Annotated in this window: 28 protein-coding genes and 2 tRNA genes; 24 read left to right on the forward strand and 6 right to left on the reverse strand. The window is 53.6% G+C overall.

Features of this window, described 5'->3' with window-relative positions; genetic code table 11:
• The 6 genes from Q7R85_01240 to Q7R85_01265 all read left to right on the forward strand — a co-directional run.
• A partial coding sequence (locus Q7R85_01240) for a hypothetical protein (GenBank protein ID MDO8584728.1) occupies nucleotides 1–339 on the forward strand: 339 nt, incomplete at its 5' end.
• A gap of 199 nt (nucleotides 340–538) precedes the next feature.
• Entirely contained in the window at nucleotides 539–958 is a 420-nt protein-coding gene (locus Q7R85_01245; GenBank protein ID MDO8584729.1) for a hypothetical protein, read from the forward strand.
• 185 nt (nucleotides 959–1,143) lie between these two features.
• A tRNA-Thr gene (locus Q7R85_01250) sits at nucleotides 1,144–1,215 on the forward strand.
• A 263-nt stretch (nucleotides 1,216–1,478) separates the two neighbouring features.
• Nucleotides 1,479–2,222: a peptide chain release factor-like protein gene (locus tag Q7R85_01255; GenBank protein ID MDO8584730.1), complete on the forward strand. Its 744-nt coding sequence runs from the start codon at nucleotides 1,479–1,481 to the stop codon at nucleotides 2,220–2,222.
• 69 nt (nucleotides 2,223–2,291) lie between these two features.
• Nucleotides 2,292–2,969 carry a cell division ATP-binding protein FtsE gene (ftsE, locus tag Q7R85_01260; protein MDO8584731.1) on the forward strand — a complete coding sequence of 226 codons (678 nt, stop codon included), beginning with the start codon at nucleotides 2,292–2,294 and terminating at the stop codon, nucleotides 2,967–2,969.
• Between the two features lie 142 nt (nucleotides 2,970–3,111).
• Nucleotides 3,112–4,020, forward strand: a complete 909-nt coding sequence (locus Q7R85_01265; GenBank protein MDO8584732.1) for a permease-like cell division protein FtsX — start codon at nucleotides 3,112–3,114, stop codon at nucleotides 4,018–4,020.
• A 548-nt stretch (nucleotides 4,021–4,568) separates the two neighbouring features.
• Here Q7R85_01265 and nadE read toward each other — a convergent pair.
• Nucleotides 4,569–6,497 (reverse strand): NAD(+) synthase, encoded by a 1,929-nt coding sequence (gene nadE, locus Q7R85_01270; GenBank protein MDO8584733.1) that lies wholly within the window; start codon nucleotides 6,495–6,497, stop codon nucleotides 4,569–4,571.
• 90 nt (nucleotides 6,498–6,587) lie between these two features.
• Nucleotides 6,588–7,322 carry an endonuclease/exonuclease/phosphatase family protein gene (locus Q7R85_01275; protein ID MDO8584734.1) on the reverse strand — a complete coding sequence of 245 codons (735 nt, stop codon included), beginning with the start codon at nucleotides 7,320–7,322 and terminating at the stop codon, nucleotides 6,588–6,590.
• 17 nt (nucleotides 7,323–7,339) lie between these two features.
• On the opposite strand from Q7R85_01275, the gene zwf reads away from it, so the two are divergent.
• The 4 genes from zwf to Q7R85_01295 are packed head-to-tail and all read left to right on the forward strand — an operon-like array spanning nucleotide 7,340 to nucleotide 11,318.
• Complete coding sequence (zwf, locus tag Q7R85_01280) at nucleotides 7,340–8,881, forward strand: glucose-6-phosphate dehydrogenase (protein MDO8584735.1); 1,542 nt, start codon at nucleotides 7,340–7,342, stop codon at nucleotides 8,879–8,881.
• Nucleotides 8,882–8,932: 51 nt separating this feature from the next.
• Entirely contained in the window at nucleotides 8,933–9,856 is a 924-nt protein-coding gene (gene gnd / locus Q7R85_01285; protein MDO8584736.1) for a decarboxylating 6-phosphogluconate dehydrogenase, read from the forward strand.
• Nucleotides 9,857–9,872: 16 nt separating this feature from the next.
• Nucleotides 9,873–10,286, forward strand: a complete 414-nt coding sequence (locus tag Q7R85_01290; GenBank protein ID MDO8584737.1) for a cupredoxin domain-containing protein — start codon at nucleotides 9,873–9,875, stop codon at nucleotides 10,284–10,286.
• Nucleotides 10,287–11,318, forward strand: a complete 1,032-nt coding sequence (locus Q7R85_01295; GenBank protein MDO8584738.1) for a tRNA-dihydrouridine synthase family protein — start codon at nucleotides 10,287–10,289, stop codon at nucleotides 11,316–11,318.
• Nucleotides 11,319–11,322: 4 nt separating this feature from the next.
• Here the strand turns inward: Q7R85_01295 and Q7R85_01300 are convergent, their stop codons facing one another.
• Nucleotides 11,323–11,625: a hypothetical protein gene (locus Q7R85_01300; GenBank protein ID MDO8584739.1), complete on the reverse strand. Its 303-nt coding sequence runs from the start codon at nucleotides 11,623–11,625 to the stop codon at nucleotides 11,323–11,325.
• A gap of 65 nt (nucleotides 11,626–11,690) precedes the next feature.
• A tRNA-Gln gene (locus Q7R85_01305) sits at nucleotides 11,691–11,761 on the reverse strand.
• A 75-nt stretch (nucleotides 11,762–11,836) separates the two neighbouring features.
• Here Q7R85_01305 and Q7R85_01310 point away from each other — a divergent pair.
• The 5 genes from Q7R85_01310 (at nucleotide 11,837) to Q7R85_01330 (ending at nucleotide 14,898) form a co-directional block, all read left to right on the forward strand.
• Nucleotides 11,837–12,088 carry a GIY-YIG nuclease family protein gene (locus tag Q7R85_01310; protein ID MDO8584740.1) on the forward strand — a complete coding sequence of 84 codons (252 nt, stop codon included), beginning with the start codon at nucleotides 11,837–11,839 and terminating at the stop codon, nucleotides 12,086–12,088.
• Nucleotides 12,043–12,300, forward strand: coding sequence for a hypothetical protein (locus tag Q7R85_01315; protein MDO8584741.1), 258 nt, complete (start codon nucleotides 12,043–12,045; stop codon nucleotides 12,298–12,300). Before Q7R85_01310 ends, Q7R85_01315 begins: the two co-directional genes overlap by 46 nt.
• Before the next feature lie 46 nt (nucleotides 12,301–12,346).
• Complete coding sequence (locus Q7R85_01320) at nucleotides 12,347–12,841, forward strand: hypothetical protein (protein MDO8584742.1); 495 nt, start codon at nucleotides 12,347–12,349, stop codon at nucleotides 12,839–12,841.
• A gap of 88 nt (nucleotides 12,842–12,929) precedes the next feature.
• The gene (locus Q7R85_01325; protein ID MDO8584743.1) at nucleotides 12,930–13,544 is read left to right on the forward strand and encodes a Fe-Mn family superoxide dismutase; all 615 of its coding nucleotides are present in this window, start codon (nucleotides 12,930–12,932) and stop codon (nucleotides 13,542–13,544) included.
• Nucleotides 13,545–13,602: 58 nt separating this feature from the next.
• Nucleotides 13,603–14,898, forward strand: a complete 1,296-nt coding sequence (locus tag Q7R85_01330) for a GspE/PulE family protein (protein ID MDO8584744.1) — start codon at nucleotides 13,603–13,605, stop codon at nucleotides 14,896–14,898.
• 148 nt (nucleotides 14,899–15,046) lie between these two features.
• Here the strand turns inward: Q7R85_01330 and Q7R85_01335 are convergent, their stop codons facing one another.
• Nucleotides 15,047–15,391, reverse strand: a complete 345-nt coding sequence (locus Q7R85_01335; protein ID MDO8584745.1) for a hypothetical protein — start codon at nucleotides 15,389–15,391, stop codon at nucleotides 15,047–15,049.
• Nucleotides 15,392–15,601: 210 nt separating this feature from the next.
• Between Q7R85_01335 and Q7R85_01340 the strand changes: the two genes are divergently transcribed.
• The 9 genes from Q7R85_01340 (at nucleotide 15,602) to Q7R85_01380 (ending at nucleotide 23,260) form a co-directional block, all read left to right on the forward strand.
• Nucleotides 15,602–16,675: a type II secretion system F family protein gene (locus tag Q7R85_01340; protein ID MDO8584746.1), complete on the forward strand. Its 1,074-nt coding sequence runs from the start codon at nucleotides 15,602–15,604 to the stop codon at nucleotides 16,673–16,675.
• Between the two features lie 112 nt (nucleotides 16,676–16,787).
• Complete coding sequence (locus tag Q7R85_01345) at nucleotides 16,788–17,222, forward strand: type II secretion system protein (GenBank protein ID MDO8584747.1); 435 nt, start codon at nucleotides 16,788–16,790, stop codon at nucleotides 17,220–17,222.
• 4 nt (nucleotides 17,223–17,226) lie between these two features.
• Nucleotides 17,227–18,699: a hypothetical protein gene (locus Q7R85_01350; protein ID MDO8584748.1), complete on the forward strand. Its 1,473-nt coding sequence runs from the start codon at nucleotides 17,227–17,229 to the stop codon at nucleotides 18,697–18,699.
• Nucleotides 18,696–19,256, forward strand: coding sequence for a hypothetical protein (locus Q7R85_01355; GenBank protein MDO8584749.1), 561 nt, complete (start codon nucleotides 18,696–18,698; stop codon nucleotides 19,254–19,256). The genes Q7R85_01350 and Q7R85_01355 overlap by 4 nt, the downstream gene beginning before the upstream one ends.
• Before the next feature lie 5 nt (nucleotides 19,257–19,261).
• Nucleotides 19,262–19,735, forward strand: coding sequence for a hypothetical protein (locus Q7R85_01360; GenBank protein ID MDO8584750.1), 474 nt, complete (start codon nucleotides 19,262–19,264; stop codon nucleotides 19,733–19,735).
• A gap of 83 nt (nucleotides 19,736–19,818) precedes the next feature.
• The gene (locus Q7R85_01365) at nucleotides 19,819–20,328 is read left to right on the forward strand and encodes a prepilin-type N-terminal cleavage/methylation domain-containing protein (protein MDO8584751.1); all 510 of its coding nucleotides are present in this window, start codon (nucleotides 19,819–19,821) and stop codon (nucleotides 20,326–20,328) included.
• Nucleotides 20,329–20,389: 61 nt separating this feature from the next.
• Nucleotides 20,390–20,785 carry a response regulator gene (locus Q7R85_01370; protein ID MDO8584752.1) on the forward strand — a complete coding sequence of 132 codons (396 nt, stop codon included), beginning with the start codon at nucleotides 20,390–20,392 and terminating at the stop codon, nucleotides 20,783–20,785.
• Nucleotides 20,786–20,826: 41 nt separating this feature from the next.
• A complete protein-coding gene (locus tag Q7R85_01375) occupies nucleotides 20,827–21,993 on the forward strand; it encodes a hypothetical protein (protein MDO8584753.1) in 1,167 nt (388 codons plus the stop codon).
• Nucleotides 21,994–21,997: 4 nt separating this feature from the next.
• Nucleotides 21,998–23,260 (forward strand): ThiF family adenylyltransferase, encoded by a 1,263-nt coding sequence (locus Q7R85_01380; protein ID MDO8584754.1) that lies wholly within the window; start codon nucleotides 21,998–22,000, stop codon nucleotides 23,258–23,260.
• Here the strand turns inward: Q7R85_01380 and Q7R85_01385 are convergent.
• Nucleotides 23,232–24,353 (reverse strand): hypothetical protein, encoded by a 1,122-nt coding sequence (locus tag Q7R85_01385; GenBank protein ID MDO8584755.1) that lies wholly within the window; start codon nucleotides 24,351–24,353, stop codon nucleotides 23,232–23,234. The genes Q7R85_01380 and Q7R85_01385 overlap by 29 nt on opposite strands.
• Nucleotides 24,354–24,548 lie beyond the last annotated feature (195 nt).

A 24,548-nucleotide genomic window follows, 5' to 3' on the forward strand; every position in this document is an offset into this window, starting at 1 on the left:
ACTGACGATAAATGCACCGGTTTGCCTGGTCGCGTGGTGGGACACCCCGGAGACCTCAATAAGAATGATTTGCTGGAGAACAACGAAGCGTGGTCGTTTATCTGTGAGACAAACCTGACGCAAACAACAACAAACATCGGCACCGCAAGCGGCAAGGCCAATGGGCTAATCGCCGTTGACTCGTCACCTGCGACCGTCGTCGTGGCTTCGCCGGGATTGCCGAATACGGGCATTGGTTTCGATGACCGGAGTGGGGTGTTGTGGATTGCTATCGTTGCGATCGGACTTTTTGTCGCGTTCGCGTCATTCTATGTTGAGCGAAAGAAGAGGCGAGCATAACGGAAAAAAGAGGGCCCCCTTGTCGATGCGAATCTTTGGCGAGGGGCTTCTTTTTTTTGCGGGAAATGCTATAGCGTGTAGTATCGTTAGAAATACGCCGGAGTAGCCCACCTGCAGTGCTATGCTCGCCGCCATGACTGCCGTCAGGCTGTCGGGCTAGGCGCAGCATTGCGGGCAGGCTCAGTGGCACCGCGTCGGAGTGTTTTGTGTTAAGGACACAAAGCCGCGGGAGTTTTCAAAAACCGACGAAGAAATTCTTGAGGCGCTCGCTGGTTGGGCGGAGTTGGAAATAAACGCGCGGAATTTGCACATTGCTCTTGAAGCGCGGAAGAACGCCGAGCGTGAATTGCGGGAACGCCTCGAAGAGCTGAAACGTCTGAATGATGTCATGGTCGGAAGGGAAATAAAAATGATTGAGCTTAAAGAAGAAATTGAGAAATTGAAGGAAGAGCTTCGCCATTTGCGTACGCAAATGGCTGGGGGGGGGGGCATAACGGTGCGCCCATGTTGTGAACGTAGCAGCGCCTTGCGTGTCGCGCATGTACGTGATACGTTAATAATGCATCGGGAGCCGGTTGGGACGTATGAGTTGCCATGGGTGCAAGTGTACCCGTGGTGACAAAACCGCCGAAGTGAGCTTTCGCGCCTCACGCATAGCTGGGCGAGAGTGGGCGTTCTGCCTGATACCGACAGTAGTCCTACCGGGCTCCTCGCGTGAAGTCCTGTGTTCGCCGCTGGCAGCACAGGACTTCCCATTTTTGAGGGAAATGATATAGTATTTAACATTGGTTACAGCGGAGTAGCGCCACCTTAGCTCAGCGGTAGAGCAGCGCTTTCGTAAAGCGAAGGTCCCCGGTTCAAATCCGGGAGGTGGCTCTGAAAGAGCAATATAAATTAAATTCAATACTTCCGAGATTTGAACTGGGAAAGGGGTCGGGAAAACGGGAGTTTTCCCGTGGCGGAGTACACGAACCGCTGGGTTTGTGAGCGCAGCCGACCGAAGGTCGCAGCGAGCAGTTCAATTTCCGGGAGGTGGCTCAGATGAGGTTTGTCATTCCCGCGAAAGCGGGAATCCAGCTCGCTGAAGATTATAAATTCTCTAGATTCCGGGTCAAGCCCGGAATGACAAAGAAAACCCCATGGATCTTCCCCTTAAACCCCTTTCGGGCACATATGATAAAAACAATGCCCACCTCATGGTGTACGCGGGTGTTGGCGGCGACGACGCGAAGGATTGGGCGGATATGCTTATCCGCATGTATTATCGCTACGCGCAACGGCGTGGCTGGAAAGTCATCCAAACCGACGATCGCGCGCTGGAAATCGTCGGCGCTTATGTGTATGGGAGTTTAAAAAAGGAACAGGGCGTTCATCGCTTGGTGCGCATATCTCCGTTTGACGCGCGTGCTGCGCGGCACACGTCGTTCGCGCTTGTTGAAGTGGTGCCGGACTTGCCTGAGGTGGAGCATAGGAACGTTGTCATTCCGGAAAAAGACTTACGGCTTGAAACAGCGCGCGCCGGCGGTCCGGGCGGGCAAAACGTCAATAAGCGCGAAACCGCGGTGCGCATTGTGCACCTTCCTACGGGTATCGCCGTTGCCTCGCGCGCGGAACGCAATCAGGAGATGAACCGCGACAAGGCGATGAAGATTTTGAAGGCAAAACTGTTGCAGGTGATGGAGGCTCGGCACGAGAAAGAGCTTTCCAATTTGCGCACGCAGGTGAAGCCGGAATGGGGGAATCAGATCCGGAATTATGTGCTCCACCCGTACCATGTGGTGAAGGATTTGCGCACAAAAGTTGAATCGTCTCAGCCGGAAAAGGTGCTGGATGGCGATCTTGATAAGTTCATAGAGGCAGAGTTGGAATTGCCCAAAGCGTAGCTTTGGGGTATACTACGTAATATAAAGTTTGTTCTAGATCCTAGATACTAAATTCTAGATTCTGCCCCCATGATTGCCTTTCAAAACGTCTCAAAAGCATATACCAAGTCCGTCGCGCTGGAGGACGTAACCTTCAAAATTGACGCCGGTGAATTTGTGTCGTTGGTGGGAAAGTCCGGCGCAGGAAAATCCACCATCATTAAGCTCTTGATCGGTGAAGAAAAACCCACGAAAGGAAGGGTGATTTTCGCGGATACCGAAGTGAACCGTTTGCCGTCGCACGCGCTTCCGGCGCTTCGGCGCCAGATCGGCATTGTGTTTCAGGATTTTAGACTGCTGAGCGCGAAAACGGCGTATGAAAATATCGCCTTCGCGATGGAAGTCGGCGGCAAAAGCCAGCCGGAAATTGAGGACTTGGTCCCGAAGGTGCTGGATATGGTTGGTTTGGCCGAGCGCGCGAATAATTTTCCGAACGAACTTTCCGGCGGCGAAAAACAACGCGTGGCGATCGCGCGCGCCATGGTGAACCGCCCCGCGGTCATTGTCGCCGACGAGCCGACGGGAAATCTTGACCCGATGAACACCTGGGATATTATTAACTTGCTCAAAAAGATTAATGAACTCGGAACGACCATCATCCTCGCGACGCATAGTAAAGAAATTATTGATAAACTGGGGAAGAGGGTGTTGAGCTTGGATGACGGGCGATTGATCAGGGATGATAAGGTCGGGCGATACATCCTTTAATAGTTTAGTACTCACGAATACCGCGAATTGCAAATAAAAATAACGCGAATATGAAAGTAACAAGACAACTCAATATTAACGCATCGTATTTTGCATTCGCGTTATTTTTTATCCCAAATTCGCGATATTTGCGAACACTATAATGGCTACAAAACTTGCTCGGGTGCTTAAATACGGTTTTCAGAATTTTTGGCGGAACGGATGGCTTTCCGTGGCGACCACGGTTGTGATGATGCTCGCGCTTTTTGTGTTCGCGGGGCTCATGATTTTTAGCGTTGTGGCAAAAACTGCCGTGACGGCTCTGCAGGATAAAATTGATATCAGCGTGTATTTCAAAACGACGGCAGGGGAGGATGAAATGTTGAAAATTGAGCGCGCGGTGAAGGTGCTTCCGGAAGTGCGCGCGGTAGAATACATTTCGCGCGAAAAAGCGCTCGAGCTGTTTAGGGAGCGACACAAAGATGACCCGACCATCGCGAAGGCGCTCACCGAACTGAACGATAATCCGCTTTCAGGAACTCTGAATATCAAAGCTGTTGACCCGAAGGACTACGGCATCATTGCCGCGTATTTGGAACATAAGGATTTTACTCCGGTGATTGAAAAAGTGAGCTACGGCCAAAACCAAACCGCGATTGACCGCTTGGTGCGCATCATAGGCGCGGCAAACACGACCGGCATCGCCGTAATCATCGCCTTGGCGCTTATCGCTATTGTAGTGACATTTAACACTATCCGGCTGGCAATTTATTCCAATCGCGACGAGATCGGCGTGATGCGCCTCGTAGGGGCTTCAAACGCGTTTATCCGCGGGCCGTATTTTGTGGAGGGCGTACTCTATGGAGCGATTTCGGGAGTGCTGGCGCTGTTGCTTGTTGCCCCGATTATCCACGTTGCGGCGCCATACGTGAAAATTTTTATTCCGGAGATGAGCCTCCTCGGCTACTTTTACGGGAATCTGTTTTCATTGCTTGGCTACGAATTGCTTTTTGGCATCGCGCTTGGCACCATCTCCGGTAGTATCGCGATTACGCGCTATCTGAAAGTGTAGTGTGCGCTATTGACAAGCGGGGCTTTGGTGTGCTAGCGTTGATAATAGAAACGACGGAAATACTCCGTTGAGAAAAATCCCGGGCCGTCATAGGTGCCAGTCAGCTACTGCTGGCGCCTGCCCGATGCTGGTGGCTCGGGCAGAGCATTCAGGAATGTCCGCTCCATCTGGTTGGTCGCTGTCGCCGAAGGGTAACATCAGATACCACCGAAAGCTGATGCTATCCGCTGCCCCGTCTGACGGGGCGCTGCCGGCGGGGTTGTGCGCTTTGCGGACACATGTGTGCAACTTGCTCCTGCCCGTGATGCCCGCTCCGCAATCCCGCCGGCCAGTCTTCCCTGGTCGCTCGTGGCGCTCCTCCCTTGGTGGTTCCGGTGCCTCGACACATCGGAATCATCGCTCTCGGCGCTGAGCGTGCGAGCTCCGCACCTCCGCCGGGTAGTTTTCGCAAAGTGGCTCAATCGTTCATACGATTGAGCCACTTTCCAATTTATGTTGGGAAATAATAAACCCACGCAGTGCTTATCGGCGCCGCGTGGGTCGTTTCGTTATGCGATGTCGAGTTCCTCAAGCGCCATCCATTCTTCCGACTGCACCACCGGAAGCTGGAGCGCGCGCTCACGGTCAAGGTCAAGTGAGCCGAGGTGCACCGTTTCCGGCGTCTGGACCCACTTGAAAATGGACCGGCGGAAGAGGACGACGAATTTCCGTACCCATTCCTTCAAGCGCTGCTCCTCCGGCCACATGGTTTTCACAACCCTGTAGACCTCAACGGCCATCATGCGTTTTCCGGCGAAGAGCGCGTAGCACGCGTCCAGCACCGGGAACGGCATGAGATCGTCCTCGTCGCTCTGGTTGGCATCGAGCTCCGCTGATGCCTTCGTCGCGAGCAACGCACGGAGCGGAGCGGCGACCGTTTCAGGTGATTGCGTCATGAGGTAAGCGATGAGCTCTCTCACGACTGTTTTCGGAAGGTTTCCAATGAGGGAGAACGCCCCCATCATGTCCCCGCCGATGGTCGTGTAGCCCACCGCCTTTTCCGTCATATTGCCGGTCTGGAGCCACATGGCGTGAGCGGCGTTCGCGTAATTCCACATGGCCATGCCGCGGATACGGGCTTGGACGTTCTGCAGCGTCATCTTCGGCGCTTCGCCCTGGTACATGAGTTTCAGGAGATCCTCTGCGTGTTCCACTTGGCGCGCGACCGGCGTTTCCAGAAACCCGACACCGAGTGCCTCAGCTAAGTCCTTCGCGATGCTTCGCGTGGTATCCGAGTTGAACCTCGTCGGCATCGAGAAGCACTTGATGAAGTCGTTCGTGACGAGCATCGGATTGATGTTCATCCGGCGCCGCGCCGCGTACCGCTCTGCGATAAGCAGTGTGAGCGCCGAGTCCATCCCTCCGGAGAGCGCGATAGCGATCCGTTGGAACGTGTTTGTCTTCTCGAAGTACCCCTTGAGGCCGGAGATCATTCCTTCAATGAGATCGTCGAAGTATTCGTGGCGCGGATTTGTCTTTTGCGTCACGTCCTCCGGCATGAAGAAGCTCTTGGATGGCGGCGTGGGGTAGATGACCTCTTCGTCGTTTGCGGGCGGTCCGTCGTCGGATGACACTGTTTGCACCGGCGGATGTTCCGATACGAACCGTTCACGGTCGGTGCGCCAGGTGGTGTTCACATGCCGCGTGAGTGTTATGTCGTCCAAGTCCACGACGACGATTGCTGTTCCTTCGCGCCAGCGCGGGGCCTCCAGTACGAAGTCGCCGCACTGGTTCACGAATCCGCCGCCGTCGAAGACCAGGCTATCATTCGCGCCTACCTGATTCACGTATACGACTGTTGCGGCGTTATCCATCGCGCGCGCCGCGATGAGCGAGCGCCGTTGCGGAAGCACGCCGGAACGGAACGGTGACGCGGAGATATTTACGACCAGCTCCGCGCCGCCAAAGCACCTCCGGCTCATCGGACCGTTACGCGACCAGATATCCTCGCATACCTCAACGGCCAGGGTGCCGAAGGGGAAGCGGAAGATGAGGTCGCCGAACGGTGCGCCGTGTACTGTTCCGATGTGCCCGGGGATACCGGCCGAGAACGTGCGTCGTTCGTAGAAGACGCCGTACGTCGGCAGCTTCTCCTTCGGCACGACGCCGAGGATATTGCCGCTTGAAACAACGGCAGCAGTATTGTAGATGTCGGGTCCTTCCTCTACCGCGAGGCCGAGCACGAAGACCGTGGGGTACCCGAAAGTCTTCGTCGCGTCCGCGAAGCGTCGCAGCTCCTCCCATTGCTGCGCCACAAACCCTTTCCACTGTACGAGGTCTTCCACCGGATATCCGGAGATCGTGTGTTCGCTGAAGGCGGCAACGGCGCAGTGTGCGTCCGCGAGCTGCTTCGCGCGGACAAGGATCTTCGCGGTGTTGTCGTTCATTGCCCCGACGGTCGGGTCAACATTCGCGAGGCCGATTTTTACGAGACGCATCAGTCACCTCCATGAACGGAAAAACTACGCATGATGAGCTACATTCGTTATACGAGATTTGAGCCCATAACTCAAGGCCCGTCTGATGGGTCAAGCTTTGGAAATATCCGCCACAATCGCGCAGTGGTCGGAGACGCCGCTGACGAGCCGCACATTTGAGGCGAGGTATTGCGGAGTTGAGAATAGGCAGTCCACCATATAGCGCAACTTCGGTCTCACGCGATGGAGGTTTTCATCAATGCTTGAGTCATACGAGGCGGGGATATTGTCTTTATAGCGTTCGGCGATGACGGCAAACATTTCACGTCCTCGCGGGGCGTTAAAGTCGCCGCAAAAGACCATCTCCGGACGCTCGGTGATTGCCGAAAGAAACATCGGCATATCGCGCCGCTGGTTCTCGTTGGCCTCACCGTTCGGTGTCCAAGTGAAGTGAGATGTTCCGATGGTATAGTCCACGCCGTCTTTTTGGGCAATACAACTCACGAGCGCCTTATAAATCGTATCAAAATTATCATTATTTTCCGGTATGGTTGCGCGATCCCCGTAATAGTAACGCTCGCGCATGTCGGTAAATGGTAGGTGCGTCAAAAGCCCGATGCCCCACGGAATTCGTGGCCCGGTTTTTTTGTCTAGTTGTATAAGCGTCATCGGCGTGAAATGCCCTTTCATGCCAAGCGCCTCGCACAGCATCTGAAAATCCGGCTCATAAACCTCTTGTAAGCAAACGACGTCGGGATTATTTGACCTCAAAAACGGAAGCACAAGGTCAAGGTGTTTGTGGCCCTCAATATTTACCGAAATAAGTTTGAGCGACTGAGGCGTCATGGTAGTATAAAAATACCATGGTTTCAAGAAAAAATGAAAAAGCGTTGAAGAATATCCCGACCGTACTCGTGATTTTCGGCGTGACGGGGGATTTAACGGCGAAAAAAATCGCGCCGGCGCTTTTTAGTTTATTCCGGCAGGGCGATCTGCCGGAGATGTTTCATCTGGTCGGGTTTTCCAGGCGGAGCCTCACTGCGCCGGAATTCCGGCAATATATTACCGGTGTGCTCGCGAAACAAAAAGATTTTGATGCGGATGAATGCGCGAAGTTTTGCGGAGCGATTTCCTATCAGCGGGGCACGTTTGAAAACGCCGGCGACTACCGCGCGTTGCGCGAGGAGTTGAAGCGCGTTGATGACCGGTGGGGAGTTTGCTCAAACAAATTGTTTTATCTCGCGGTACCACCAGAATATTATGAGGGGATTTTTAAGGAGCTGAAGACCTCAGGGCTCACAAAGACATGCTCAAATGAAGAAGGGTGGACCAGGGTACTGGTGGAAAAGCCGTTCGGAGAAAATCTCGCGACCGCACAACGGCTGGATGAACTGCTGGGTGAATTTTTTCAAGAATCCCAGATCTACCGCATTGACCATTATCTCGGCAAAGAAATGGCGCAGAGCATATTGACGTTTCGGTTCGCGAATAATCTTGCGGAAAAAAGCTGGAGCAACGAATGCGTGGAGAGCATCAATATCCGCCTTTGGGAGAACCTGGGCGTTGAGCATCGTGGGAGTTTTTATGACGGCGTGGGCGCGTTGCGCGACGTGGGCCAGAATCATCTATTGCAGTTATTGGCGCTCGTTACAATGGAACACCCCGGAAGTTTAGCGTCGGACGCGATCCGCGCGCGGCGCGCGGAGGTATTGCAAATGCTCATTCCGCCGGATGCGCGGGAGGTGCGGACAGCTGCGCTGCGCGCGCAGTATTCCGGTTATCAGGGTATCACCGGCGTACGGAAGAGTTCCGAAACGGAAACATATTTTAAGGTGCGCGCGTTTCTTGATTCGCCGCGCTGGCGCGGGGTGCCGATTACGCTGGAGAGCGGAAAGCGGCTCGGTGAAGTAAAAAAAGAAGTGGAAATCATATTTAAGCATCCCGACCCGTGTTTTTGTCCTCCGCATGACGCGGCGCAATATAAAAATCGGGTTGTCATCGCGCTGGAACCAAAAGAAGGGTTTTCGGTTGAGTTTTGGTCAAAAAAACCTGGGTTGAAGTTTGATATGCAGCGCGAGGTCTTTGACGCGCTGCGCGAAAACCCCAACCGGCGGCAATACGTTGAAGAGTATAAAAAGCTTCTCTGGGATGCGTTTGCCGGAGATCAAACACTGTTCGCGAGCACCGCTGAAGTGCGGGCGATGTGGCGCTTCGTTGACCCGATTATCAATGCGTGGAAGGCGAACGCCGTTCCACTCGCGTCGTACAAGCCTGATACCGCGGAGGCGCTGCTTGCCGCGGCGAAAGTAAATTGGTACGCCCCGTGCCACAACTCCGGCAGCGCAACGGCGCGTAAGAGTCGGCGAAATCTTGCGCGGAATAAAAGATCCTTAAAACATCGATAACTGTCCACCAACAACATTGACCGAAGTTGTGGCACAGGGTACGCTCCACGTATGGAAGCAACGTCACAAAAAAAGGAACTCGGCATTGTTGGCTTGGGCAAAATGGGGGCGAACATCGCGCGCCGGCTTGTAGGGCGCGGCTGGAGCGTTGTCGGAGTTGATCAGCCGGAAGTGTTGGAGCGATTGAAAGGCGAGGGGATTGTCGGCGCGGCAACGCTGGAAGATCTTGTGAAAAAACTCGCTTCCCCGCGCGTTATTTGGCTCATGGTGCCGGCGGGAGATGTGGTTGACGAAGTCATTTTTGGCAAAGAGGGTTTGCTGAAGTTTTTATCAAAAGGGGACATCATTGTGGACGGAGGAAATTCATATTTTGCCGACACGGTGGCACGCTATAAAAAAGTCACGAAGCGCGGCGGCATTGATTTTATTGATGTCGGCGTTTCGGGTGGTCCCGGGGGAGCATTAGCCGGCGCGTGTATTATGGTGGGCGGGAAAGAAGCGGTATTCAAAAAAATTGAGCCGCTCATCAAAGACATGGCACGTGAGGGGAGTTATCAGTTTTTCGAAGGCGCCGGCGCGGGGCATTTTGTGAAAATGGTGCATAATGGCATTGAATACGGCATGATGCAATCGCTCGCCGAAGGGTTTGAGATACTGAAAAAATCCAAATATAAATTAGACCTCACGCGTGTCACGGATATTTATAACCACGGCAGCGTTATTGAGTCCCGTTTGACGGGGTGGCTCTACGGGGCGTTCAAGGCGCACGGCGAGGACTTGAAAGAAATTTCGGGAACCGTGGGGCACACCGGCGAGGGCGCGTGGACGGTTAAAACCGCGAAACAAATGAAGCTCAAAGCGAAGGTGATTGAAGAAGCATTGAAGTTCCGTGTCAATTCCGCGAAACATCCGAGTTACGCGGGCAAAGTACTTTCCGCGTTACGCGAGCAGTTCGGCGGGCATAAAGCGAAGTAGCGAATATAATTTACATATGAAAAAATCATCTATTGCGGCGTTCGTGATTGCGGCAGGGCTCGCCGGGACAATAAGCTTGAATTATTACCGGTCATTGTCGCTTGTTCCTCCGCAAGACGCGGTTACCGCGGATGTTGCGCCGACGGAGGCCATCGTAAAAGAATTTACCGTCAACGGGGCGAATTTTTCGTTTTCACCCTCAACGCTTACGGTAAAGAAGGGCGATAAAGTGCGGATTATTTTTGAAAACATTGAAGGATTTCACGACTTCCGTATTGACAAGCTGAATGTGGCAACGCGTCAAATTCGAATGGGGGACCGCGATGTCGTGGAGTTTGTGGCGGCTGACGCCGGAAGCTTTGAGTATTATTGCTCCGTCGGCAGTCATCGCGCGATGGGTATGAAAGGAACGCTTGTCGTTGAGAAATAGATGTCAAAGAATTTCGGATTTTGGGCGAAGTTACCCGATGTATGCGCGATTCTGGCGCCAATGGCGGAAGTCACCGACGCCGCTTTTCGGCGCGTGGTGGCGAAGTACGGCAAACCCGACGTGCTCTACACCGAGTTTGTTTCCGCGGAAGGCCTCATGTCCCGCGGCAGGGAGCGGTTGCAACACGACCTGCAATTCCATGAGTCCGAGCGCCCGATTGTCGCGCAGATTTTTGATAACGATCCCGACGTGTTGGCGAAGGCGACCGAGTACATATGTACACTTGGTTTTGACGGCGTGGAAGTAAACATGGGCTGCCCGGATAAGGCGGTGATGAAACAGTGCGCCGGTGCTTCACTAATCGACGACCCCGACCGCGCCGTCAAGATTATTAAGGCAATGAAAGAAGCGGCGGGAGTGATTCCCGTTTCGGTAAAAACCCGGCTAGGCGTCAAAAGCGATGTATTGGAAGAGTGGCTTCCGCGATTGCTTGAGGCGGAGCCCGCGGCGATCACCATTCATGCCCGCACCGCGAAAGAGATGTCGCTTGTTCCGGCGCGTTGGGATCGCGTTGCGCGAGCCGTGGAAATTGCGAAGGGTTCCGGAATAAGAATTATTGGTAACGGCGACGTCGCATCGCTTGAAGATGGCTATGCAAAAGCGCGTGCCGCGGGTGCCGGCGGATTTATCCCGTTAGAAGTAGGCCGCCCCAAGGTGGCCGAAGCCACTCGCCTTGGGCGAGGGCGACTTCTAACGGGATTTATGGCCGGCCGCACCGCCATCGGCAATCCGTTTTTCTTTTCCGGACGAACCGACGTAACACTGAAAGAAAGGTTGGAGGCAATGTGTATGCACGCCCGACTCTGCGAAGAACTTATGCCGTGGAAGCCGTTTGTGCACGTGAGGAAGCACTTAGCAAAGTACGCCGCCGGCGAGCGCGATGTCAAAGCATTGCGCGTGGAACTGATGGCCGCTAATAACGCCGCGGACGTGGACGCAGCCGCGGAGCGATTTTTAAACCAATCGTGTTAAGCGGCTACTCGCCCTCGCACGCGCCCGAAATGTATGATTCCACGAGCGAATTTTTGCACGCCTCGCACGAGTTAGAAATCGTCTGATTCACCGGGTTGCACGGCGCCTTGATGCATTGAATGTTTATTTTCGCGCACACCGGCTGATAGAGCGCGATGCATGCCGTCGCCTCCCGCTGTTCCGCGGCGCAAAGCGTGACCGCGTTATCCACGGTTGTGACTTTGCGTGAATAAATAACCCGGAAGTACATGCTTGCGGCGGAAACCAACACCAGAAAAACGATAAGAATAATAAATTTTTTACTCATAAGTTATGTGCTTAATTTTGGTCGCGCCTCAATGGACGGTGCGCGACATGATTTCGTAAAATCAGCTGCGGGACCTGGATTCGAACCAAGATACTCGCCTTCAGAGGGCGATGTCCTACCATTAGACGATCCCGCAATTGTTACCATTCATAATGTCTGATTTTGACTTATTTTGCAAATTTGCGGCGCATGCTAACCTGAATACAGGTTTATGCCGTACTTTACCTACATTCTGGAATGTGCCGATAAAACTTTGTACGTTGGGTGTACTAATAATCTTGAGCGGCGGTTAAAACAGCACAACGAGTCAAAACAAGGCGCGCATTATACGAAAATCCGCCGCCCGGTGAAATTGGTGCACGTGGAATCTTTCCGTACTCTCCGGAAAGCAAGGCAGAGGGAAGCCGGAATAAAGGGATGGAAGAGAAGCGAGAAGGTGGCGCTAGTAAAAATGGGAATATAAAAATCACAACCCCTCCGACGTCCATCAGAGGGGTTGTTGCGGGTTCGCCATTGCTATGGCCGTTTCATGGCGCGGGGCGCGAGGAACCATACCGCGAAAAGGTCCCAGCAATTCTTACAGAGGTAGCAGATCTTGTCGTTGAACTTCACGTACTGCGTGAACGGAATGTACTCCTCGGTCTTGCAGCGCTCGCAGCGCTGCTTGTTGGATGAAGTCATCGCCATTGCGGCATCCTCCACAAAATGAGAAACTAGAATAATGATAAATCAAACTCGGACAAACGGCAACGCCGCGACCTGGGCGATTGTTATTACGGTAGCGGTGGTACTCGCGGGGCTTTTTATGATTCCGAGCCTGAACCGGAGTAATGGTGGAGGCGGAAGTGGCGGCTCGCCGTGTCTTGTGCCAAATCTGCCGCTGTTGCAGCACATTCATCCGCAGATGAGGATTTTGGTTGATGATAAGGAGGAGGTTATTCCGACAAATATCGGCATCGGCGCGTGCGAGCGCGCGCTCCACACGCACGATTCAACCGGCGAACTGCATGTGGAGGCGCAAGACCGTCACGAATATACGCTCGGCGAATTTTTCGGCACCTGGGGAAAATCAATGGAGCGCGAAGGATATACGCTTGAAATGACCGTGGACGACGTGTCGTCGCAAGAGTTTGGCGCGCTGAAGTTCAAGGATAAGCAGAGAATCGTGGTACAATATAAACGTATAGGGAACACGAATGACGCGAATGGCAGATAAAAATAACGCGAATATTCGTGCGTATTAAAAAATAACCTTATTCGCGATATTTCTATTCCCGATTCGCGATATTTGCGAACACTATAATATGAGAAAAGATTACATTGCAGACAAATTAACCATTGATAAGGACTTGGACGGTTTGAGTTTGAAGATGATTACGGAGCACTTCAAGTTGTATGAAGGATATGTGAAGAAATCCAACGAGATTCAGCAGAAGCTTGAGGAGGCGGATAAGTCCGAGGCAAACGGCGTGTATAGTTATATCGGCGAATTGAAGCGCCAAGAAACCTTCGCGGTGAACGGAATGAAACTGCACGAAGTGTATTTCGGCGAACTCAATGGTAGCCCTTCGACAAGCTCAGGGACTATTATAGAAACGATGATCATTGAGGATTTCGGCTCCATGGACGCGTGGAAGCTGGACATGGTGGCAACGGGCTTGGCCGCCAGAGGTTGGGCGATTTTGTGCTACGACTTCCGCGACAACAAATTGCACAATTACGGCGCGGACGGCCATAACGTCGGCGCGGTGTGGGGCGCGATTCCGTTAATCGCCCTAGACATTTATGAGCACGCGTACTTTATGGACTACGGCGTACGCCGCTTGGATTACATCGCGTCGTTTTTCAAGAACTTGGATTGGAATTACGTCAACGCGATAGCGGAAAAGTTTGAGTTGCAAAAACAGCACAGTTCGTAGCCGGTACTCATTCGCGTTATTTTTATCGCCCGATTCGCGATATTGGCGAATACTATATATGGCAAAGAAAGCAGAACCTAAAAACGAAGAAAAGAAGGAGGTCAAAAAAGATCTCCGCGTCGCCGGATCGGATCGCGCCGCTAAAGCGGCAATCGAGGAAGAGCTTTCCGGAGACGTCGCGAAAATTTCCATCATCAAATTAGTGGACCTCTTGATGGAGTGCGCGTATTTCGCGCGCGCCTCCGACGTGCACATTGATCCGGAGTCCGGCCGCATCAGAGTGCGCGTGCGCGTTGACGGCGTGATGCATGAGGCATTCTTCTTTCCGAAAGAGCTGCAGTCGGAAGTCGTGACGCGCATCAAAGTGCTTTCGGGACTCCGCACCGACGAACATCAGGCGGCGCAGGATGGTCGGTTTAAGGCGCCGATACGCGAAGTGGGCTATATTGACGTGCGCGTGTCTATCGCTCCGACGTATTACGGCGAAAATGCCGTGATGCGTATTTTGGCGGAACAGGCGCAGACGTTTACGCTTGAGGCGCTTGGGTTTGAAGGGGTGGATCTTGAAAGAATACGGAAAGCAATTAAAAAACCGTACGGTATGATTCTGGCAACGGGTCCCACGGGTTCCGGAAAGACAACAACGCTCTACACTATCATCAAACAGCTCAACATGCCGGAGGTGTCCATTATCACCGTTGAAGACCCAATTGAATATTCTATTGACGGTATTGATCAGATTCAGGTGAACCCCCGCACCGGAATCACGTTTGCCTCCGGATTGCGGTCTATTTTGCGCCAGGACCCGAATATCGTGATGGTCGGTGAAATCCGTGACGAAGAAACCGCGGCGATCGCGGTGAATGCCGCCTTGACCGGCCACTTGCTTTTGACCACGCTGCACACCAACAACGCCGCGACAGCATTGCCTCGTTTGATTGATATGAAAGTGGAGCCGTTTTTGATTGCCTCCACCGTGAACGTCGCCATCGGCCAGCGCCTTTTGCGCCGTATTTGCGATGATTGTAAGGAAGAGGTGACGATCACCGATGAGGAGCTCGCGACGATCAAGCAGGTGGTCCGGCAGGAGTTGCTCGGCACGCATAAAAAGTTTTTCAAAGGAAAGGGGTGCGTGAAGTGCGACGACAGCGGATATAAGAGCCGCATCGGCGTGCATGAAGTGATGGATATTGACGACGAAATCCGCGAGGCGGTGATGCGTCGAGCGAACACCGCGGAAATCCAGAAAATCGCCATCAAAAACGGTATGCGTCCGATGCTGGAAGATGCATTCCAAAAAGCGCTTTTAGGTGAGACGACGATTGAGGAGATTGTAAGAGTGGTGCACGAATAGCGCCGTGTTTCGTTTGTCATCCTGAGGTCGCCTAAGGTGACCGAAGGATCTCTTGGGATTCTTCAGTCCCGCGTTGCGGGGCTTCAGAATGACGGCGTAAAAACGGGAAAGGGGCGCGAGTGGATTGCTCCACCGCGCCCCTCGTGCGTTACCGTCTCACAAGATCCGTCTGCCTCAGCTGATGCTCGAGCTCCTTGATGCGCTTCGCGAGGTACTCCGCGTGCTCGGACTTCACCTCCGACGCGAACTCCGTGGAGAAAATCGCCTCCGCGATGTGGGGGATGTTTCCCTGCAGGGAAACATCCCCACAGTACGGGAACTCGTGCAGTGCCAACTGGCACTGCTCCACGAATTCATACGGCGTGAGTCGCGAGAAGAGATGCGCGGAGAGAGATGCCCCGAAGTCGCGGAGCTTCATGTTGCAGGCCGGGATGTAGTCCCGGAGTCTCCGCAACCTGTTCTTCGCCTCGCTCATGTCAATCGCTTTGTGCATCCCACACCACCCTTTCTTGGGTTTTGCAACAACTGAATGCGTGGAAAGTAGCACAATGCCACCCTCCGAAACTGTCCATAGTATGGCAAAGGCCGCAAGGGAAGTCAAGTGTTTGAGTTGTCATCCTGAGGTCGCCTAAGGTGACCGAAGGATCTCTTGGGATTCTTCGGGCTGCTACCCTCAGAATGACATCGGGCGCATGCTATAATTATGTTAATGGCTTCTCCGTTCAAAAACGCATTTTTACATGTCAGCGTGCAGGAGCAAATTCTTTTTGCTCGGCATCTTGCGATTATGACGAAAGCCGGCATGTCACTGTTGGATAGCTTGCAAATGTTGAAGCGCCAATCAAAGTCGCGGTCCATGAAGATTATTCTGGAGGAGGCGACGAGGGCGGTGACAAATGGGCAGTTTCTCGCGGTGGCGCTGGAACCGTACGCAAACGTGTTTGGCGAGCTTTTTATCAACATCCTTCGCATCGGTGAGTCCAGCGGCACGCTGCCGGAAAACCTGAATTATCTCGCGCAAGAATTGACGAAGAAGCGGCAGCTGGCGACAAAAATTAAAGGCGCGCTGTTTTACCCGTTAATTATTTTAATCGGCACGACCGGCATCATCACCTTGCTTGTCACGTTTGTGCTGCCGAAGATTCTGCCCGTGTTTCAATCACTCAATGTCACCCTGCCGCTTCCGACGCGCATCCTTATTGGGATTTCTGATTTTGCCCAGCACTACACGTTGTATATGTTCGCGGGGCTTGCCGTGATCATTGTCGCGTTCATGGCGCTGCTTCGCATACGGTCATTCCAGTACCTGGTGCAGCGCGGACTACTTGCGTTGCCGATTGCGGGTACCTTAATGCAGCAGGTGAATTTGGTGAGTTTCGCGCGCACACTCGGGATACTGTTGAAGAGCGGCTCAAAGATTGTCGAGTCGGTGAATACGGCCGGGATGACGCTCAACAACTTGGTATTCCGGGACGCGCTCTCCGGCGCCGCCGACGATATCAGAAAAGGGGAGCAACTCTCCGAGCATTTGGGAAAACGGGCGAACCTCTTTCCGGATATGCTGACGCAGATGATTATGGTGGGCGAAAGCACGGGAAATTTAAGCGAAACACTGCTGTATCTCGGGGAATATTACGAGGAGGAAGTGGATAACGCGACCAAAAATCTTTCCACGGTGCTGGAGCCGCTGTTGCTCATTATTATGGGATTGATTGTCGGCTTTGTTGCAATCGCGATTATTACGCCGATTTATAGCATCACGCAGGGAATTAAGTAGCGACTACACCCTTTGTCATTCCGGACTTGATCCGGAATCCAGAAGCGCGGATACGTTTTCTGGATTCCCGCCTTCGCGGGAATGACATGAGTAGCCTAACGTCTAAAGCGCTATGAAAAAAAATACCGAACGCGGCGCGACACTCATGGAAATAGTCGTGGTTATCGGCATTGCCGGCGTGCTGTTGGGCATGGGGCTTCCGATGACGTGGGATTTTTACTTAACCAGCGAACTGCGCGCGGAACGTGCAAATGCTGTTCAATATCTCCGCGTCGCCCGCACGCGCGCGCTGAGCAACAGGGGGGAATCAGCGCACGGCGTGGCGCTTGTGGGCGCCAACTTTGTTGTTTTTGAAGGGGCAAACTACGCGGGGCGGAATGTGATGCGCGACCAGGCATTTCCGCGGTCATTCGGAATTACGGCAACGGGCACGATGGAGTTTGTGTTTGCGGCTCTTTCCGGCAGAAGTGCTTCGGCGTCCACGACCTTTATGACCGTAAGCGGTTCAACAACGGTGCGCGTAAACACGGAGGGGCTGGTCCAATAAAAGCATGGGAGCAAGTAAACAAAAAAACACGGGAACGAAAGGGTCGCGTAACGTTGCTTCATTGCTTCATTGCTTCATTGCTTCACATAATGGACAGTCACTCGTAGAAGTGCTTGTCGCTATTGGCATTTTCTTGGTTATCACGGGGAGCGTTGTTACGATGATTTCCGGCGGACAGGATTTGCTTTCTGATACCACGCAGGCGACACAGTCGGCTGAATATGCCGCTGAGGGCTTGGAGGCGGTGCGCGCCATTCGCGACGCGGATTGGGGCGCCTTAACGGACGGGACGCACGGCATCACACTTTCCGGAAATGATTGGCAGTTCAGCGGATCATCGGACGCGAGGGATATTTATACGCGAAGCGTGAGCGTCGCGACTGTGGACGCGAACACAAAAATCGCGACCACCACTGTTACGTGGATGACTGACCCGCTCCGTCCGCAACGCATTGAAATTGCACAAACGCTTACCGCGTGGCAGACTGCGTCACCAACGCTTTGTACGTTGAGTGGCGATTGGGCGCATCCGCGCATTTTGGGAACGGCGGATTTGGGACCCGGGCGCAGCGGAACGGACGTCGAGGTTGCGACAACGACGGTATACGTCTCCAGCATCGCTTCTGATTCGAGCAAAAAAGATTTTTCAATCTATAACGCGTCAAATCCCGCGAGCTTACAGTTGCTTGGTGAGGTAAACGTTGGGGGCGGTATTAACGAATTTGTATTGCATAGCGGATATATATTTGCGGTTTCATCGGACGACTCCGAAGAGTTTAAGGTGATTGACGTGCGGAACCCCGCCGCTCCGGTTGAGGTCGCGGACATCAATCTTGGCGGAAGCGGCAACGCGAACAGCATCGCGTATTGGAAAGACCATGTGTTCATCGGCAGAAATTATAGCAGCACTTATGAAGAGTTGGTAGTTGTTGACGTCACGAATCCCATAAATCCCCTTATCGCCATGGAACTTGATATAGGCGCGTCAATGCTCAAGATGTACGCCTTCAATGATCGGTTGTATTCCGCATACTATAATTTAACCGAGGATATTATCGTGCGCGACATTACAAACCCCCCCGCGGCGCCGCTTGTCACAACCTGGGACATTGGCACCGATGACGTGTATGGTATGTACGCCGGCGGCGATGAGTCGGTATTTATGGTCGGGACGGACTGGGGACATACAGTGAAATACGTTGATGCGACAACCGTCACAAGCCCTATCACCGTCGCCTCAGTGGATGTTGGCGGCCGCGCGTGGGATGTGTATGGCGTTGGAGCGTGGGCGGTGGCGGGAACAGACAATTCTAATGCGGAGTTTCAGGTGCTCGATATTTCAACGCCGAGCAACATGCGCGTAGTGGCCTCATTGAATCTCTCACAGCTTATCAGCGCGACCGCGTGTTATGGCAATGCGGTATACGCCGCGGTACGGAGCAACGATGCGCTGCAGATTATCGGACCGGGACTATGACAATAAAGCAACGAAGCAACGAAGCAACGAAGCATGAAGGCAAGCGAGCCATTGCCCCACTGTTTTTATGTTTTTATGCTTTTATGCATGGCCGCCGTGGCCTCTCGCTTATTGAAACATTGCTCTACACGCTTATCGTTGGAATTATTATAAGCGGATTTTTATTTTTTATTTATGGCGTTTTGACGGCGACGGAGCGGTCACAGGGGAATATGGAGCTCGCGGACGCGAAGTTGTTTGTTGAGCAAAAGTTGGAATGGGCGCTCATGGGAGTTTCCGCAATCACTGTTCCGGCAGCGAACGCGACCGGCGGGACGCTCACACTCACGAAGGTGAATTTCGGCGAAAATCCGATTACGGTTGACGCGCAAAACGGCGTACTGCGCTTCCAAGCCGGCGCAGGAACTCCGGTGCCGATTACACCGCCGGAAGTTGCGGTGTCAAGCCTGTTGTTTGACCACATTGTCTCCGGCTTTCACGAGCGGCTGCGCGTCACGGCGCTTCTGACGGGACGCTACGCGACCACAAGTATTGACCAGACGATTATCGTCAAATAAAAAACATGGAAGCAAAAAAACAAAAAAACATAAAAGCAAAAGGGCGGAGAGGCGTTGCTTCGTTGCTTCGTTGTTCTATTGTTTCATTTGATGACCGTCGCGAAGCCGGCTATCTCGCGATCACCGTCGCGCTCATTTTTTCGCTTATCGCGCTTTTTGTGTCGGCAGCGCTCGGCACACGAACGCTCCTCGCGCGGTTTAATCGGTTAGAGTATCTCAATAAGAAAACGAGTTTTGTTATCGCGCGTTCATGCGATGACGTTGCGTTACTCCGCCTTCGCGCGGATCCTGCCTACGCCGGAAACGAAACGGTCAGCGTCGGTGGTACGACCTGTACGATTTTCCCTATTGAGAGTGTGCCGCCGAACACGGTTATTAAAACGAAGGCGGTCGTTTCACGCGCGACTACAAACCTCAAATTTACTGTGAATTCGAAATTACAGCATATCTCACTTGAGGAGCTGACCGTACTCCCGTAGACTGATGATATGAATCGCAAAGGATTTACCCTGTGCTACAAGCGGTGGCGAAGCGCAAAATTATTTATCTTATAACACATCTTATGCCAAGCTCGTCATCGCGTATATTAAAGAAGTTCGGAACAACTCAACCTTCCACCGCTTGTAGCACGGGGTTTACGCTTATTGAACTTATCATCGCGAGCGCGCTCGTGATGATTACGGCCGGCGTGGCGATGGTGTGGCTAAATCCCTCGGCTCAATTCGCTTCGGCGCGCAATACGCGGCGTAGCGCGGATATTAACGCCATCGCGAACGCCATCGGGCAGAAAATCGCGGATAATAGGGGCGTTTTTACGTGTACCGGCGGGGCGCTTCCCACGAATGCGGCGACAATAATGGCGACGAGCTCGGGTAATTATAATATTGCGCCGTGTCTCGTTCCCGCATATCTCGCTACATTTCCTTATGATCCTGCGGCGCCGGGGGCAAGCTACGTCAGCGTCAGCAGTTATGATTCGAGGTACACGGTGCGCGCAAGTTCAACGACGGGAATCATCACCATCGCGGCGCCATACGCGGAGCTTGGCGCGGTTATAACGGTGTCGCGCTGAATTCCGGAAAAGTGGGGATATGTTCGAGATAGGTTTTTAATCTCGTGGTACACTTCTAGTCATGGGTGAAGACGCTGGAAAAAATAAAAAGATTGTTCTCGTTGTTGAGGATGAAAAGCCGCTCGCGGAGGCAATCGGGGAGTATTTGGGCGGCGTGGGGTACGACGTGAAGAACGCCTATAACGGCAACGAAGCGCTGAAAATGCTCCAGACGATGACGCCCGACGTAGTGCTCTTGGACATCGTGCTTCCGGAGATGAACGGCGTCGCGGTGTTGAAGGCGATGCAGGACGAGTCCTCGCCCGCGAGAAACGTCCCGGTGATTGTATTTAGTAATCTTGTCGGGGAGAAGGCGTGGATTGAGCAGATGGGGCTGCGCGTCGTGGATTATCTTGTGAAGGCAAATAGTTCGTTGGCCGAGGTTGCAGCAAAAGTGAAACAAGTATTAGGGCTTTAGAAGACGGGCGCATCACCAATGAGTACAGTTGATTAAGTTCTATGACGCGCAAAAAACCATCACGCGCTGACGCGGCACTCGCTCTGCAGCGCGATCCGTATCTCGAAATAGTGCCGCGTCTCGAGCCGCGGGCGTTGCGCGCGCTCATACGCGAGCTTCCGAAGCCCGCCGCGCGCTATTGCGCGGGCGGGGTAGCGATTGATGTGTTCTGCGCCAAGCATTTGTATCATCCGTCGTGGGTAAACCCCTCATTATTCCGTCTTGCCATTGACGCGCGCGGCTCGTATTACCGTTATGGGGATTATCCGCCGTTGGACGCGCTGGATCGTAAAGCCGCGGTATACCTCGCGCGTATTCGCTATAGCGACGGCCGCGGAGAAAATAAAATCCCGACGGAAGAATGGCTGAGCGCTCGTTTTATCCCATGGCGTGGAACGCCGTATGGCTACGATGATTTAAAACTCTGCGCGCACAAAGGAAGGGCTATTGACTATTGGGTGCAGAAAAAGTTTCCGCGTCCGGAGGGCACGCCGTCGTTGGTATCCATCTCCCGCGTGTGCGGCATTCCTCCGTATCCAACGCGCGCAAGCGATAAGCAAGGAGAAACGCGTCGGGTAAAGCACGCGTACACGGCGTTAGCGTTTACGGCAATGAATGACGCGTTTTTTAACGCCGGCAATCGCGCGGCGCAGGAGTTCTCCCATGTGACAACGCTGATGCACGACGCGCTGGTTGGCCGGGCGCTTACATACACTAAAGGGAAAAAGCGCGCCGCGATGCGCTTTGTTCCGGCGCATCGGACGCTGGGACTAAGGGCGCCGGTACGGCTCGCCCGCGACGGGTTTGCGGCATCGTATTGCCACCGGTTTCCACAATATTTTTTGGATATAAAGAAGCTGCTCGGCGCATTGCGCGGTGTTGTGCGTCGTGGCGACATATCACACGCAACGCTTGCGCATTATTTAGGCGAAACAGCTGATCCGGAAGCGTTACTGCGGTTTGATGATATGCACATCTCGGCGCTTCATGGGTTGGGGAAGTTGCTTTCCGCGGAGGGGCCGCTCCATGCCGCAAAAATTTCCGGCGAAGAATTGCGCCGCAGGGTGAGTAGGGTGCCCGACGGTCCCGCGTTGCACATGATGACAAGTGTTGCGTGGTCGGCGAGCGTCGCGATGTTTTGCCGAGATGCCGGTATAGCAAAGTTGTAATGCCATGGGTAGCGTGAAACCAATACTGTTGGATGCCGCCGCGGCCGACGCAAGCGGAGCGGTACGGTATGGCAAGGCGGGCGAGGCGCTTGTCCGTCTTCCCGACGGAAGCCAGCGACATGTGCCACCCGATCATCAGTACGATGTAACGCAGGCAACAATTTTCGGATTAAATGAACGCCTGACTGCGGCGGCAACCTCTCCGGTTGTCGGCGCGGGAGGGCATACGCTGCGCGACGAGTTTAACGACGAGTGGAACCGGTACGCGGAGGCAATGGGCAACACGGGCGCCGGAGTTACCTATGGCGTGTACGCGTATTACGCGGAGCGGAACGACTTAGTGCGCTATTGCCCAAAGTATTGGCATCGCGTGGTGGCGGTCGCGAGCAACGCGAAGCTTATTTCTGATCCGATCGGCGAGCTCTCGTGGCGTGAAATACGGGATATTTTTGACGCCTCTGTGATTGCGGTTGCGGGCGCATCTGTCGGAGGAAGCATTATCCACGCCGTTGCCATGGATATTCGGCCCGACAATCTTAAAATCGCGGATAAATCCTTGTATAAGATGGAAAATATCAACCGCGTGCGGCTGGGTTATTGGGACATGGTACGTCCGAACGCGGATCGTGAAGCTGTCGCGGATATGATGCTCCGCAATAAGGCCGACGTAACCGCCGCGCAACTGTATTCCATTGACCCGTACCTCAACGTGTATGTATACAACGAAGGGATTACCGAAAAAAATATCGCCCGATTTTTTGAAGGCGAAGGAGAAGAACCGCCGATAAACATACTCATAGAAGAGGTTGATGACCCGCGTATCAAGTTGTTGCTTCGTGAGGAGGCGCGTCGCCGAAGGGTGCCGCTTATCATGGCGACAGACGTGGGATCCGCGGTACAGCTTGATATATCGCGCTACGATTTGGACGGTGCGTTGCCGCTCACGTATGGCACAAGCGACGAAGAGCTGTACGAGAAAATGAACGCGGTGTACGGTAATCCCGGTGACCGCAAGACGTTTTTCGCGTTTGTAGACGCGTTACTCGGGACCCAATACCGCCAGGGTGAACTTGCGTTGGTTATTGAAGGCAAAACGGAAATCCCGACATCCACCATCATTCCGCAACTCGGGTCAACCATAGCTGTTGCCGCGGGCATTGTCGCGGAAACAGCCGCGCGGATTCTTTTGGGAGAGACGTATCCGCCACGAGTTTTTTTTAATAAGCGCACGTTTGAAGCTAAACGGTTTCCTCCGGATCGGAGGTAAGGATTATTTCATTCAGCGGCAACCGCGGCGCAAACGGCCGGAGTCCGTCCTCGGCGCGCTTCGGGTATCCCGCGCGGAACAGCGCGAGCATTTTGCGCGTGGTGCCGAGCGTCGCCGCGAAAATGCGGTTAATCAGCGCGACTTCCACGATTCCGGCATGTATGGCGGTGGCAACGCCGTCGCCGGTAAAAAGCAGCAACAGTCGTTCAAGGGCTATGCCGGCGTAAATCCACGCTTGAGGATCGTCCGCGGCACCGGTCAAGACCGCGATGAGCGGCGATTTTTCAATACCGAGTTTTCCTGCCATGGCAAACCGTAGCCCGTCTTCGGGTTCAAGGTGGCCATCTCCCAAAAGTCCTTTATGCATCCGGAGCGCTTGCGCGTCGCTTAATCCGAAATTGTTCCCCGGCATGCCGACGCGGGAAATGGTATCGTTCGGCAAAAGCCAGGCGCCAAGTTCTCTGCTGAACTTGGGCGAGTTAATGACATAGCCGTCGGCTTGTCCTTGAAACTCGGCCATGGCCAGCCGGCGGACGGGGTCGGTAACACAATGCAGCGCGATCGGAGTATCGGCAATCGCGGCTTTGGCGCGCGCGACAAGATCCGTCGGAAGCGGTTTAGCGGGGTCAAACTCGGCCCGGACAACTTTGCGTGTAAAAATCGCGCGAAAAACTTTTTCTTCGCATTTCGCATCACCGTGTTGTAGCTGTATGGTTGCGACGTGGAGCGGGGGAACGCGCGCGGCATTAGCTGACGGTCTGACTTGCGCCGGAAGTAGCGGCGCGATATCAATAGCCGCGATAAAGCCGTAGTGAGCGGCCGCGGTACGGATATGTTCAATCGCGCAGCCGATGCTTACCATCGCCTGCCGTCCGCGGACGTCGGACGCGGGGAGTACTCCCGGGCGATGGAGAAAAACGTCAATGGTCATTGTGTCGGGACGAAGAAAAAATCGCCAGGGTTGCGTGTTGTGCGTTGATGGAGCAAGGTGCCCCGCGGCAATAAGTATGCGGAGCTGCTGAAGTGCTGGAAGCGCGGCAAAATCCCGCCGATTGTAGACATTGAGGCGCCGAGCGTCGCTTATTGTGTCCATACTGCAATCATAGCATGCGGGCGGAGTCACCGGCTGAGGAAATACGCACCGATACGCTATAATGAATGTATGCCCCGTGCAACAACTTCGATCGTGGGGTGCATGGCAAAAGATTCTGAATATTGATATGAACATGCCCATCTTTTCAATAGCATCGCTTGTCGCATATTACAAACATAAATCGAAGTTGTAGCA

The sequence above is a fragment of the bacterium genome, assembly GCA_030649055.1.
GTDB lineage: Bacteria > Patescibacteriota > Minisyncoccia > UBA6257 > JAUSGH01 > JAUSGH01.